At 63.5% G+C, this 12,536-nt stretch carries 16 protein-coding genes; 11 read left to right on the forward strand and 5 right to left on the reverse strand.

The features are described from left to right. Window positions 1-9: 9 nt before the first annotated feature. The 5 genes from D4Q51_RS05040 (at window position 10) to D4Q51_RS05060 (ending at window position 2,982) form a co-directional block, all read left to right on the forward strand. Window positions 10-429 (forward strand): HPr kinase/phosphorylase, encoded by a 420-nt coding sequence (locus tag D4Q51_RS05040; RefSeq protein WP_120076660.1) that lies wholly within the window; start codon window positions 10-12, stop codon window positions 427-429. Between the two features lie 68 nt (window positions 430-497). Next, a complete protein-coding gene (rapZ, locus tag D4Q51_RS05045) occupies window positions 498-1,421 on the forward strand; it encodes an RNase adapter RapZ (protein ID WP_120076661.1) in 924 nt (307 codons plus the stop codon). Between the two features lie 55 nt (window positions 1,422-1,476). Then, entirely contained in the window at window positions 1,477-1,881 is a 405-nt protein-coding gene (locus tag D4Q51_RS05050; RefSeq protein ID WP_120076662.1) for a PTS sugar transporter subunit IIA, read from the forward strand. Window positions 1,882-1,894: 13 nt separating this feature from the next. Next, window positions 1,895-2,170, forward strand: a complete 276-nt coding sequence (locus D4Q51_RS05055) for an HPr family phosphocarrier protein (protein WP_120076789.1) — start codon at window positions 1,895-1,897, stop codon at window positions 2,168-2,170. Beyond that, window positions 2,170-2,982, forward strand: coding sequence for a TrmH family RNA methyltransferase (locus D4Q51_RS05060; RefSeq protein WP_120076663.1), 813 nt, complete (start codon window positions 2,170-2,172; stop codon window positions 2,980-2,982). Before D4Q51_RS05055 ends, D4Q51_RS05060 begins: the two co-directional genes overlap by 1 nt. Before the next feature lie 28 nt (window positions 2,983-3,010). On the opposite strand, the gene D4Q51_RS15645 is transcribed toward D4Q51_RS05060, so the two are convergent. From D4Q51_RS15645 to D4Q51_RS05070, 3 genes are read right to left on the reverse strand one after another with little or no spacing between them, the layout of a single operon-like run. Next, on the reverse strand, window positions 3,011-3,547 hold the full coding sequence (locus D4Q51_RS15645) for a hypothetical protein (RefSeq protein WP_162925152.1): 537 nt from the start codon (window positions 3,545-3,547) through the stop codon (window positions 3,011-3,013). A 57-nt stretch (window positions 3,548-3,604) separates the two neighbouring features. After that, window positions 3,605-4,339: a hypothetical protein gene (locus D4Q51_RS05065; RefSeq protein ID WP_120076664.1), complete on the reverse strand. Its 735-nt coding sequence runs from the start codon at window positions 4,337-4,339 to the stop codon at window positions 3,605-3,607. Continuing rightward, window positions 4,339-5,775 carry a DNA recombination protein RmuC gene (locus tag D4Q51_RS05070; RefSeq protein ID WP_120076665.1) on the reverse strand — a complete coding sequence of 479 codons (1,437 nt, stop codon included), beginning with the start codon at window positions 5,773-5,775 and terminating at the stop codon, window positions 4,339-4,341. Before D4Q51_RS05070 ends, D4Q51_RS05065 begins: the two co-directional genes overlap by 1 nt. 221 nt (window positions 5,776-5,996) lie before the next feature. Here D4Q51_RS05070 and D4Q51_RS05075 point away from each other — a divergent pair, with 221 nt between their 5' ends. The 3 genes from D4Q51_RS05075 to D4Q51_RS05085 all read left to right on the forward strand — a co-directional run bounded on the left by D4Q51_RS05075 (window position 5,997) and on the right by D4Q51_RS05085 (window position 8,442). Then, window positions 5,997-7,661, forward strand: coding sequence for a formate--tetrahydrofolate ligase (locus D4Q51_RS05075; RefSeq protein ID WP_120076666.1), 1,665 nt, complete (start codon window positions 5,997-5,999; stop codon window positions 7,659-7,661). Window positions 7,662-7,805: 144 nt separating this feature from the next. Next, window positions 7,806-8,210: a four-helix bundle copper-binding protein gene (locus D4Q51_RS05080; protein WP_120076667.1), complete on the forward strand. Its 405-nt coding sequence runs from the start codon at window positions 7,806-7,808 to the stop codon at window positions 8,208-8,210. 103 nt (window positions 8,211-8,313) lie between these two features. Continuing rightward, window positions 8,314-8,442, forward strand: coding sequence for a hypothetical protein (locus D4Q51_RS05085; protein WP_420807527.1), 129 nt, complete (start codon window positions 8,314-8,316; stop codon window positions 8,440-8,442). A gap of 58 nt (window positions 8,443-8,500) precedes the next feature. Here D4Q51_RS05085 and def read toward each other — a convergent pair whose 3' ends face one another. Together def and recR are read right to left on the reverse strand one after the other, a co-directional pair. Continuing rightward, window positions 8,501-9,064, reverse strand: a complete 564-nt coding sequence (gene def / locus D4Q51_RS05090) for a peptide deformylase (protein ID WP_120076669.1) — start codon at window positions 9,062-9,064, stop codon at window positions 8,501-8,503. A 56-nt stretch (window positions 9,065-9,120) separates the two neighbouring features. Next, a complete protein-coding gene (recR, locus tag D4Q51_RS05095; RefSeq protein ID WP_120076790.1) occupies window positions 9,121-9,717 on the reverse strand; it encodes a recombination mediator RecR in 597 nt (198 codons plus the stop codon). Between the two features lie 44 nt (window positions 9,718-9,761). Here recR and fmt point away from each other — a divergent pair, with 44 nt between their 5' ends. The 3 genes from fmt to D4Q51_RS05110 are packed head-to-tail and all read left to right on the forward strand — an operon-like array spanning window position 9,762 to window position 12,531. Beyond that, window positions 9,762-10,667, forward strand: coding sequence for a methionyl-tRNA formyltransferase (gene fmt, locus D4Q51_RS05100; RefSeq protein ID WP_120076670.1), 906 nt, complete (start codon window positions 9,762-9,764; stop codon window positions 10,665-10,667). Beyond that, complete coding sequence (gene truA, locus D4Q51_RS05105) at window positions 10,664-11,422, forward strand: tRNA pseudouridine(38-40) synthase TruA (RefSeq protein ID WP_120076671.1); 759 nt, start codon at window positions 10,664-10,666, stop codon at window positions 11,420-11,422. Before fmt ends, truA begins: the two co-directional genes overlap by 4 nt. Beyond that, window positions 11,419-12,531, forward strand: a complete 1,113-nt coding sequence (locus D4Q51_RS05110) for an alcohol dehydrogenase catalytic domain-containing protein (RefSeq protein ID WP_120076672.1) — start codon at window positions 11,419-11,421, stop codon at window positions 12,529-12,531. The genes truA and D4Q51_RS05110 overlap by 4 nt, the downstream gene beginning before the upstream one ends. Window positions 12,532-12,536: the final 5 nt, after the last annotated feature.

Raw genomic sequence — 12,536 nt, forward strand, 5'->3', positions numbered from 1 at the left:
AGTTTTCGAATGAGCGAAGTCCTGCCCAATGTCAGCTGCATTGCCCTGCGCGGGCGCGCCGTCCTGATCAGCGGGCCACCGGGAAGCGGCAAGTCCAGCCTCGCCCTGGCGCTGATGGACCGGGGCGGCGAACTGGTCGGCGATGACGGCGTGACCCTCTCGCAGGTCGGCGAACTGATCGTCGCGACCCCTCCGCCCAACACCGAGGGCCTGATCGAGATTCGCAATGTCGGCCTGCTGGAAGTGCCCACCGGCCGTGCACCGGTGGCCATTGTGATCAACCTGACCACCGATGCCGAACGCTTGCCGCTAGGCCACGGCTACAGGCTCCTGCTGGGTCGCCAGGTCCCGCAGGTCGACCTCTATCCCGGCACGCCATTCCTTGCCCTGCGAGCAGAGGCCGCGCTGGAAATGCACGGGCTGGACTGATTGCCATTTCGGGACTGCCCCCAAGTCCCTCTTCACATTTGCCCGGCAAGCGCGCAAACCGCGTCGCTATGGGAGAAACGGACCATTCGAACGAGCCCGCACGGCCGCAGAGCCGCATTCTGCTGGTGACTGGCATGCTGGGCGCAGGAAAAACCACCGCGCTGCGCGAACTGGAAGACCTCGGCTGGGAATCCATCGACAATTTCCCGATCCGCCTGCTCGACAGGCTGGTGGGCGGCGATGGTAACGATCACCCGCTCGCCATCGGTTTCGATTGCCGCACGCGCGGCTTCGTTCCGGCCGAGATCATAGAGCAAGTGAAGCGCTGGGTGGAGGACGATGGCCTCGCCATCACCACCCTGTTTCTCGATTGCGCGGGGCACGAGCTGGAGCGGCGCTTCAACGAAACCCGCCGCCGCCATTTCCTGGCGGGCGACCTGCCCGTATCTTCCGGCATTTCGGCGGAGCGCGAACTGCTGTCCCCCCTGCGCCGCTGGGCCGACGTGCTGATCGACACGACGGATTTTTCCACCAACGACCTCAGGCAGACGATCCGCGAGCAGTTCAGCCAGACTGCGCCGCAACAGATGACGGTCACGGTATCCAGCTTCGGATTCGCCCGCGGCAAGCCGCCCACGGCGGACCTGGTGTTCGACATGCGTTATCTCGACAACCCGCACTGGGAAGAGGCCTTGCGCGAACAGACCGGGCTGGATGCGCCGGTGGGCGAGTTCATCGAACGCAGTGCGGTTTTCGCCTCTACCTTCGACAAGATTCGCGGCCTGTTGCTGGAACTGCTGCCGCGCTATGCCGAGCAGGGAAAGGCCTACGTCAACATCGCGTTTGGCTGTACCGGCGGGAGACACCGGTCGGTTTACACGGCGGAGAAGATGGCGCAGGTCTTGCGCGAAGGCGGCTTTTCGCCCACCGTGCTGCACCGCAACCTGGGATCGCGCGCGGAAGACCTTGTCGAAGGGACACAGCAACCGTGACCGATCCCCTTGAATGCCTTGCGAAATTTGAGAGCCGGAAAAGCATCGCCCCCCAATGATCGGACTGATTCTCGTTACCCACGGCCGTCTGGCCGAGGAATTCGTTTCCGCCATGGAGCACGTGGTCGGCCAGCAGGATGCGATCGCCACGATCTGCATCGGCCCCAATGACGACATGGAAGACCGCCGCCAGGAGATCGCGGATGCCATCGACAGGGTGGACAGCGGCTCCGGCGCGATCATGCTGACAGACCTGTTCGGCGGCACCCCGTCGAACCTTGCCATCTCCCTGCTGCAACAGGGCCGCACCGAAGTAATTGCCGGAATCAACCTGCCCATGCTGATCCGCCTCGCGGGCGCGCGCAAGGAAATGAAGCTGGGCGCCGCTGCCGCCGCCGCGCGCGAAGCGGGCCGCAATTACATCACGCTGGCTTCCGAATTCCTCGGCCAGGATGCCTGAGGAGACGCGCGCAATGAGTGAAGTGAGTCAGCAGGTCGTCATTCCCAACAAGCGCGGCCTGCACGCACGCGCCAGCGCCAAGTTCGTCGCCGCCGTCACCGAAATGCAGGGCCATCACGTGTTCGTGGAGAAGGACGGGCAGGAAGCCGCCGGTGGCTCCATCCTCGGCCTGATGATGCTGGGCGCGGCCAAGGGTGACACCGTGAATATCCGCGTTGCCGGAGACGATGCCGAGGCGCGGCTGGCGGAGCTTGTCGCGCTGGTCGAAGGCAAGTTCGGCGAAGAGTAATGCCCTCACCCATCCGGCGTGAAATCACCGGCTTTTCCAATCCCACGGTAAAGTATCTGCGCAGCTTGCGGGAGAAAAAGCACCGCAAGCGCGAGGGCGTGTTCCTTGCCGAGGGGCTGCGGCTGCTGACCGACGCGCGCGAATGTGGGCACGTGCCGCAGATGCTGGTGATGGCCGCAGGGCGCGATCCGCACCCGCTGATCGACGCGCTGGAGGCTGCCGTTGCCGAAGCCGGCGGCGAAGTGATCGTCACTTCGCCCGATATCCTTTCCAAGATTACCGGCAAGGACAATCCGCAGAGCGTGGCGGGCGTGTTTGCCGAATTCGATACCTCGCTGGCCGGGGTGGACAGGTCTGCCGCGAAGATCTGGCTGGTGGCACAGGCGCTCCGCGATCCGGGCAACCTTGGCACCATGCTGCGCACTGGAGACGCAGTGGGCGCAGGCGGCCTGATCCTGATCGACGACTGCGCCGACCCCTTCAGCGTGGAAGCCGTGCGCGCCAGCATGGGCGCTGTCTTCACGCAGAAGATCGCACGCGCCGGGTGGGACGAATTCCTGCCGTGGCTGCGGGGAGGAGAGGGCCAGCTTGTCGCCGCCAGCTTGCGCGACGCGGTGCCCTATCGCGGCGCACCCTATGCAGCGCCGTGTTTCGTGATGGTGGGCAACGAATCGCAAGGCCTGCCCGAAACCTACGAAATGGCCTGCGACCTGCGCGTCACCATGCCCATGCGCGGCCGCGCGGACAGCCTGAACGCTGCGGTGGCAGCGGCGGTGCTGGCTTACGAGGTGCTGGACGCCTTAGAGGGGTGATGTCTGGAGTTGGGTGGTTAGCGGACATCTAGTAGGTTTGGCAGTTGGGAGCTGGCAGATGCTCAATTTCTACCATTCGCTCAGGCCAAATCTCTCTTCCCCAAAGACCCAAATGCCCGCCGCCACCAGGTCTCTCTCTTCCGACAAAGCGCACATGATACGCCGCTATTGGATAGCAGCCTAATTCTTCATCGTAGTCGAAAATGTCTATGCCACTTGGCTCTCTGACCGGATCGTACTGCAGCCACGCAGTCTCTTCGAACGGGGGGCGCTTCGTTGGAACTTCGTCGCCCCCTTCAATGAAAGTCGAGCCCTCGAATTGGTTTATCCAGATACCGCTATAATCACGCAATTCTGAAAAGCGGTAACAATCCGGTCCTATGTCGTGGAAGATCACACCGTCTTCACGCGTTTCGCAAGGCAAGCCAAACGCCAGTGCGATTGGGACCGAAGTCTTAAAGCGATCTTCCCACTTGACGAAGTCTCCGGGGTTTCCAAGCCAAGGCCAAAATACAATGGCGACGGATACTACGATTGCGAAACCAAAGATTTTTCTGCGACTCATCCAAGCATTCTGTCCGCAAAGCCAAATGTCCGCAATCGGGTCGTTAGCAGACGCCCATCAATCCCCCGCCACCAGAGCGGTAATCCGCCAGCGGTCGTTGCGGCGGCTGGCGATCAGGCGGTAGTCGATGATGGAGCGCAGGCTGGTCTTGGCGATGTAGCCTTCGACTTCCTGCCGGGTTGCCGGGTCTGTCCAGCGGACGTGGGCGAAGTCGCTCTCGCCGGTCTGCGGCAGGGTGACGACAGCTTCCCATGAAAGCTGCGCCTGCACCGGCGTGTCGCTGGCGGGCCCTTCATAGAGCGGGATGCCGTTCCCAGTGACGATAGCCCCCGCGTAGGGATCGACCGGTATTTCCTGCGCGAAATACCACGGGATGGTCATGCCCGCGGCGTCGTCTGCCGCGCAGCCCAGTTCCAGCATCCGGGCAAGTTCGCGCCAGAAGGTGCCGTTCTCGGCAGAAAGGCGTTCGCGCAGTTCGTTCTTGCCCGCGCCGCCGCCGAAATCGAGCTTTATGTCGTCCGCCGCCAGAGCGAGAAACGCGTCGGTATCGCGCGTGTCGATGGCGGCCTGCACGCTGGCGAGGAAATCCACCCCGCCTGGCAGATCGCGGCATTCGTTGCGCGGGGCCCATGTGCCGACCGGCTCCGGCACGGCTGCGGCGGTGTTCTCCACCTCGGAAACCAGTTCCTCCGCCGCGCGCTCCAGCCGGTCCGACGGCGGATCGCTGCGATCGCAGGCGCTCAAGCTGGCCGCCAGGGCCACGGTGACGCCGATGGCGCGGGTGAATTTCATTAGGTTTCCGAAGCCTCCTCGCTCTCCTTGCTATCAATAAGCAAGGCTTCGGCAGGTTCCGCAAGATCGGACAAACCGTAGGTCGGCGTTCTCTCGATCGGCTCGATGTCCTCGATTTCCTTCTTCCCGATCTCAATGCCCTTCTCGGCAAGGCGGCGACCGGACGACAGCACGTTGCGCTCGAAGCTGCCCACGAACTTGTTGTAGTTGTTCACCGCGCTTTCCAGCCCGCCGCCCATGCGCTTCAGGTGTTCCGAAGCGACACGCAGCCGGTCGTAAAGCTCGGCCCCCATGCGACCGATTTCCTGCGCTTCCTGCGCCAGCGCGTCCTGCCGCCATACTTGCGCCACGGTGCGCGCGATGGCGACGAGGTTGGTGGGCGTTGCCAGCAGAACCTTGTTGTCGAAAGCGAAGTCCCAAAGCGTGGGGTCGGCCTCCAGAGCGGCCGCGACGAAGTGTTCTCCCGGCACGAACATTACGACATAATCGGGCGCCTCTTCGAACTGGCTCTGATAGCTTTTTGCCCCCAGCGTCTGGACGTGTCCTCGCATCGACTTCGCATGAAGCGCCAGTTGCCGCTTGCGCTCCTCGTCATCGTCCGCCTCGAATGCGGCCTGATAGGCGTTGAGCGAGACCTTGGAATCGATCACCAGCTTCTTCTGTCCCGGCACATTGACGATGGCATCGGGGCGCAGCCGCCCTTCGCTGGTATCCATCGACTGTTCGAGGTGGAAATCGGTGTGCTCGGCAAGGCCGCACTGTTCCAGCAGGTTCTGCAAGGCCCGTTCGCCCCAGCGCCCGCGCGCCTTGGGGGCATTGGTGAGCGAGTTGCCCAGCCGCTGCGCCTCGCGTCGCACCTCTTCCTGCCCCAGCCGCATCGCCTCGATCTGCTGGTGCAGGCGGGAGAAGGCGTCGCTGCGCTGCCGCTCCAGCGTGCCGACCTGCTCCTCGTACTTCTGCAACCGCTCGTTCACCGGGGCGAGCAGGTTCGCCACGGCTTCCTTGTTGGCCTTTTCTGCATTGCCCAGCCGCTCGGCGGCATCGGCGATGAATTTCTCCTGCGCCTTGCTGAGCACTTCGCTGCCTGCGGCGCGGAACTGGGTGAGCAATTCCTCGCGCGCTTCCTTCATCAGGATGATCTGCCGCTCGTGATTGGCGGCATCGGCTTCCAGCGTGGCAAGCCTGTTGCGCGCTACATCGCGCTCCTCGCGCACGGTGTTCAGCTGCTCTTCCAGCCCGTCCGCCCTCTGGGCGCGCACCGTGGCATTCTCGAGATCGACCACGGCCTTGCGGAACTTCTCGTCCAGCTCCTTCGCCTCGGCATCGCGCGCCGCATGGCGTTCCCGCCACTCCGCCACGGGGCGCTGACCCAGCCAGTAGCCCAGCCCTCCCAAGACGAGAGCCAGCACGATAAGGGCGAGAACGACAGGATCCATAAACAGCCTTCAAACGATAGGAACGAAACGCGAACCTAGACGAGCACGCAACGACCGACAAGCGCCGCGCTCGCCTCATCCCCAGCCGCTGGCAAAATTTGTATGCTTCACTTACAATTCGGAATTGCGAAATTTTCGCAATTGTGAAACAAGGCTGGCCGAACACGCGTGCGCAGCGAATCGCGCCTGCGCAAGAACATGACATCGAGAGAGGATCATCCATGCCCACAGATATCGAGATTGCCCGTCAGGCCAAGCTTATCCCGATCACCGAGGTTGCCGCCAATGCCGGCGTGCCGGACGATGCGCTGATCCCCTACGGCAAGTACAAGGCGAAGGTCGATACCGACCAGTTGCCCGATAACCCGAACGGCAAGCTAATCCTAGTTACCGCGATCAACCCCACCCCGGCTGGTGAAGGCAAGACCACGACCTCTGTCGGCCTGTCGGACGCTCTGCACCGCATCGGCAAGAAAACGATGCTGTGCCTGCGCGAACCCTCTCTCGGCCCGTGCTTCGGCATGAAGGGCGGCGGTGCCGGTGGCGGCAAGAGCCAGGTGATGCCGATGGACGAGATCAACCTGCACTTCACGGGTGACTTCCACGCCATCACCAGCGCGCACAACCTGCTGTCCGCCATGATCGACAACTCGATCTACTGGGGCAACCCGAACGATATCGACGTGCGCCGCGTGACGTGGAAGCGCGTGCTGGACATGAACGACCGCGCGCTGCGCCAGATTGTCGGCCCGCTGGGCGGCGTTGCCAACGGCTTCCCGCGCGAAAGCGGCTTCGACATCACCGTGGCCTCAGAGATCATGGCCATCCTGTGCCTCGCCAGCGACCTGAAGGACCTTCAGAAGCGCCTGGGCGATATCATCATCGGCTACAAGCGCGACCGCAGCCCGGTCTACTGCCGAGACGTGAAGGCCGACAGCGCGATGACCGTGCTGCTGAAGGATGCCATCCTGCCCAACCTCGTGCAGACGCTGGAAAACCGCCCGGCCTTCCTGCACGGCGGCCCCTTCGCCAACATCGCTCACGGCTGTAACTCCGTGATCGCCACCAAGACCGCGCTGAAGATGGCCGACTATGTCGTGACCGAAGCCGGTTTCGGTGCCGACCTCGGGGCTGAGAAGTTCCTTGACATCAAGTGCCGTCTTGCCGGTCTGAAGCCCGACGCCATCGTGCTGGTCGCCACCGTCCGCTCGCTCAAGATGAACGGCGGGGTGCCCAAGAACCAGCTGACCGAGGGCGAGAACGTGGAAGCCGTTCGCGCCGGTGCCGTGAACCTGAAGCGCCACATCGAGAACCTGAAGAAGTTCGGCGTGACCCCGACGATCGCCATCAACCACTTCTATCTCGACACCGACGCCGAAATCGCCGTGATCCAGGAAATGGCCAAGGAGTTCGGTGCCGAGGCCGTGATCTGCAAGCACTGGGCCGAAGGCGGCGCAGGGGCGGAAGAACTGGCGCGGATCGTTTCGGCCAAGGCCGATGCAGGGGCACCCGATTTCAACCAGCTCTACCCCAGCGACATGCCGCTGGCCGACAAGATCACTACGGTCGCTACCGAAATCTACCGTGCGGGCGAAGTCAGCATTTCGCCGGCCATTCGCAAGCAGCTGAAGCAGTGGGAAGAGATGGGCTACGGCAACTACCCCATCTGCATGGCGAAGACGCAGTACAGCTTCTCCACCGATCCCACGGCACTCGGCGCGCCGGAAGATCACACCGTGGAGATCAACGAAGTGCGCCTCTCGGCAGGCGCTGGCTTCGTGGTCGCCATTGCCGGTGGCATCATGACCATGCCGGGCCTGCCCAAGGTGCCCAGCGCGGAAAACATCTACCTCGACGAGAACGGCCAGATCGAAGGCCTGTTCTGAGGAAACCTACCCCCCGTAGCGAACATACCCCCCAAACGTGTTCGCTCGAGAAAGGGCCGTCCAGCCGGGCGGCCCTTTTTTCGTGACCGGCTGTCGGAACCGGCACGCCTCCTCGCCCGTCGATAGGGCAGAAGGAGAAATGCCATGTCGATCAAGGAAATGATCAAGGAACACCCGCAGGTAGGGTCCGACTACAACGAACAGCTGGGCGAAGCTGTGAAGCACGCAATGTACTGCGCAGCCATCTGCAATTCGTGCGCCGATGCCTGCAACGCCGAAGAAGGCGACATGAGCGAATGCATTCGCAAGTGCCTCGATTGCTCGGAGATCTGCCAGGCCGTCAGCCGCGTCGCCGCCCGCCGCACGCATGGCAATACCGTGGTGATCAAGTCGCTGCTGGAAGCCTGCATCATCGCCTGCAAGGTCTGCGCGGAGGAATGTGCGAAGCACGACAACCCGCATTGCCGACGCTGCGAGAAGATGTGCCGCGAATGCATGGAAGACTGCGTGAAGGCGCTACAGGGAATGCAGGCAGAAGCCGCCGCGTAATTCCGGTTTCGTTCAGATAGACGGGGGCAGGGTTTCGGCCTAACGTTTACCCGTGGCGCGACACGCAACCGCGCCCGTTATCTGGATTGGAACGACGATGCGATTGAAGACCGCCCTTATCGGCCTGCTGCTGGGCAGCACCGTGCTGGGACTTTCCGCCTGCAACACCGTGCGCGGCATGGGGCAGGATCTGGAATCCGTTGCCAACACCAGCGAGGAAGCCATCAACTGATACGAAAAAGGGCGCCGATCTGGCGCCCTTTTTTGGTCTAGAGAACTTTCGAAAGCTCTCAGGCCGCGCGCGCCTTTTGCAGCTTCTTCAGCGCCATGTTACGCTTCAGGCGGCTGAGGTGGTCGATGAAAAGAATGCCGTTCAGGTGGTCCATCTCGTGCTGGATGCACACCGCCAGCATGCCGTCCATTTCCTCTTCGTGCGTGTTGCCCTCAAGGTCCTGCCAGCGCACGCGGCACTTGGCAGGGCGCTCCACGTCGGCAAAGATATCGGGCACCGAAAGGCAGCCTTCCTGGTAGCTCTTCGTGTCGTCCGACGGATCGAGGATTTCCGGGTTCACGAACACGCGCGGGTCGTTCTTCACCGGCTGGTGCGTGTGGGCGTGGCCATCGTGGTTGCACTCCACCGGCTCCGCATCGGGGTCCTCTTCCTGAAGGTCGATCACCAGCAGGCGCAGCGGCTCACCCACCTGAATTGCGGCGAGGCCGATGCCGTGGGCATCGTACATCGTCTCGAACATGTCCTCGACGAGGGTCTTCAGATTGTCGTCGAACGTCTCGACAGGAGACGACACGACTTTCAGCCGGGGGTCCGGCGCTTCCAGGATTTCACGAATAGCCATGCAGGTAATATAGGCCCAACCGGCTGAACCTTCAATTGCTGTAAGCTGGCCGGTGTTCAGCCAAGAGGCCTGCGCGCCCTCAATGCCTGCGCCAGGGTGCCTTCGTCGAGGTAATCGAGTTCGCCGCCGACCGGCAGGCCGTGGGCGAGCTGGGTGATGCGAACGGCGTGGTCCTCCAGCCGTTCGGCGATGTAGTGTGCCGTGGTTTGCCCCTCCAACGTGGCGTTCATGGCGAGGACGACTTCGTCTACCCCGCCCTGCTCCACGCGGCCCAGCAGGCTGTCGATGGCAAGATCCTCCGGCCTGATGCCGTCCAGCGCGGAAAGTCGACCGCCCAGAACGTGGAATGTGCCGGTGAACAGCCGCGCACGGTCCAGCGCCCACAGGTCCGCCACGTCCTCCACCACGCAGATGCTTTTCGCATCGCGTTTGGGATCGGCGCAGATGGTGCATGGGTTCTGGGTGTCGACATTGCCGCAGGTATCGCACTCCACCAGCTTGTCCTTCACCGCGCCCAGCGCGTCCAGCACCTGCTCCAGCGCGGTTTCGCGGTGTTTTACCAGCCACAGCACGGCGCGCCGCGCGGAGCGCGGGCCGAGGCCCGGCAGGCGCGCCAGGGCAGAGGCCAGGTTCTCGATCTCTTGCGATGCCATGCACTGCCAGATAGGGCGGCGCGCAAGGAATAGAAAGGCTGGCAATGCGCCTTGTTTTCATGGGAACGCCTGATTTCGCCGTGCCGACGCTGGATGCGCTGGTGGAGGCGGGGCACGACGTAGTGGCCGTGTACAGCCAGCCGCCCAGCCGTGCCGGGCGCGGCAAGAAGGAACGGCCCTCCCCCGTCCATGCCCGCGCCGAGGAACTCGGCATCGAAGTGCGTCACCCCGTCAGCCTGAAAGGCGCGGACGAGCAGGCCGCCTTCGCTGCGCTGGAGGCCGACGCAGCGGTCGTCGCTGCCTACGGCTTGCTGCTGCCGCAGGCCGTGCTGGACGCGCCGAAACACGGTTGCCTCAACGTGCACGGTTCGCTGCTGCCGCGCTGGCGGGGCGCAGCGCCTATCCACCGGGCCATACAGGCGGGCGACGAGCAGACCGGCATCACCATCATGCGCATGGAGAAAGGGCTGGATACCGGCCCTATGCTGCTGAAAGGGTCAACGCCCGTCGATCACAAGACCACCGGCGAACTGCACGATGAACTGGCGGCGATGGGTGCCGCGCTGATGGTAGAGGCGCTCGCACAGATCGAAACGCTGGAGTCCGAAGCGCAGGACGATGCCCTTGCCACCTATGCTCCCAAGATCAGCAAGGACGAGGCGAAATTGGATTTCACCAAGCGTGCCGAAGTGCTGGAGCGCGAAGTGCGCGCGTTCTCGCCCTTCCCCGGAAGCTGGTTCGAACTGGACGGCGCGCGCATCAAGCTGTTGCGAGCGGAACTGGTGGATGCCGATGGCGCACCCGGCACCGTGCTGGACGACCGGCTCACCATCGCCTGCGGCACGCGCGCTATCCGCCCGGTCACGCTGCAACGCGCCGGCAAGCCCGCCATGGCGCTGGACGACTTCCTGCGCGGCAACGCGATTGCGGCGGGCATGATTGCCGGATGACCCGCTTTGCCCTCACCATCGAATTCGACGGCGGCCCGTTCTTCGGCCTGCAACGGCAGGACAATGGCCCCAGCGTCCAGCAGAGCATCGAGGATGCGGCCCACGCCATCACCGGCGAGACGGTGACGCTGCACAGCGCCGGTCGCACCGACAGCGGCGTGCATGCCCTCGCCATGCGCAGCCACCTCGATATCGAGAAGGACATCGAGCCGTTCCGCCTGATGGAAGCCCTGAACGCGAAGCTGCGCCCCGATCCGGTCGCCGTCATCCACTGCGAGATTAAACCCGACGACTGGCACGCGCGGTTTTCGTGCATTGGTCGATCTTACGAATATCGCATCCGCAATCGCCGCGCGCCGTTGACGCTGGAAAAGGGACGCGCATGGCACGTGGCGCGTCCGCTGGATGCAACTGCCATGCACGAAGCCGCGCAGGCACTGGTGGGGAACCATGACTTTACCACCTTCCGCAGCGCCCACTGTCAGGCGGCCAGCCCCGTCAAGACGCTCGACCGGCTGGATGTCAGCCGCGAAGGCGATGCCGTGATCATCCGCGCTGCCGCGCGCAGTTTCCTTCACCATCAGGTCCGCTCGATGGTAGGCTGCCTCACCCTTGTTGGACATGGCACCTGGGGGATAGATCAGATGGCTGAGGCGTTGGAAGCGAAAGACCGCTCCGCGCTGGGCCTGAATGCCCCGCCAGAGGGGTTGTACTTCGTCAAAGCCACCTACCCAGAAGAGGAACAAGCCGCATGACCACCACTGGCCGCCAGCTCATCTCCACGCTCAATTCCGACAACACCATGGTCCTGTCGCTGGAGCAAAAGACCTTTCCGGAGCCCAAGGGCAACCAGGTGCTGGTGAAGATGGAAGCAGCGCCCATCAACCCCTCCGACCTGTTCCTGATGACAACCGGGGTGGACTTCAAAAACGCCACGTTCGAGGCGGGCAAGGTCACGATGCCGATCGCCCCGCAAGTCGCGGCCGGACAGGCCGCGCGCATGGGCAAACCGCAGACCGTCGGTAACGAAGGCGCGGGCGAAGTGATCGCGGCAGGCGACGGCGAAATGGCGCAGAGCCTGCTGGGCCAGCGGGTTGCCTGCGTGCCGGGCAGCGCCTTCGGCGAATATGCCCTTGCCGATGCCATGATGTGCCTGCCGCTGGGCGATCACTCTTCGGAAGACGGCGCAAGTTCCTTCGTCAATCCCATGACCGCGCTGGGTTTTGCCGAGACGGCAAAGCGCGAGGGGCACAAGGCAATCATCCATGCGGCTGCCGCCTCGAACCTTGGCCAGATGCTCAACCGCATTTGCCAGGAAGACGGCCTCGGCCTCGTCAACATCGTGCGCAAGGACGAGCAGGCGCAGCTCCTGAAGGATCAGGGCGCGGCGCACGTGGTGAACAGTTCGGACGATGATTTCGAGGCAAAGCTTGCCGAAGCGGTGGGCGCGACCGGGGCCTTCCTGGGCTTCGATCCCATCGGCGGCGGGCGCACCACCGACACCTGCCTGCGCGCGATGGAGCGCGTGGCGGCGAAGGAAATGACCGAATACAGCCGCTACGGCTCCAACAAGCCGAAGAAGATGTACATCTACGGCCGCCTGGAACTGGCGCCCACGGTGCTCACGCCGAGTTATGGCTTCGCCTGGACGGTATCGGGCTGGCTGCTGATGCCGTTCCTGGAAAGCTGCGACCTGCAGACCCTGATGGGCCTGCGCCAGCGCGTTAAGGACGGGCTGAAGACGACTTTCGCCAGCTCCTACAAGACCCGGGTCGACCTGGAGGGGATGCTGACCAAGGACGCAATGATGGATTACGCGCAGATGGCGACGGGCGAGAAATACCTCGTCACGCCGCACGGCTGAGCCGA

Origin of the sequence: Aurantiacibacter odishensis, assembly GCF_003605195.1 — a bacterium.
Lineage (GTDB): Bacteria > Pseudomonadota > Alphaproteobacteria > Sphingomonadales > Sphingomonadaceae > Alteraurantiacibacter > Alteraurantiacibacter odishensis.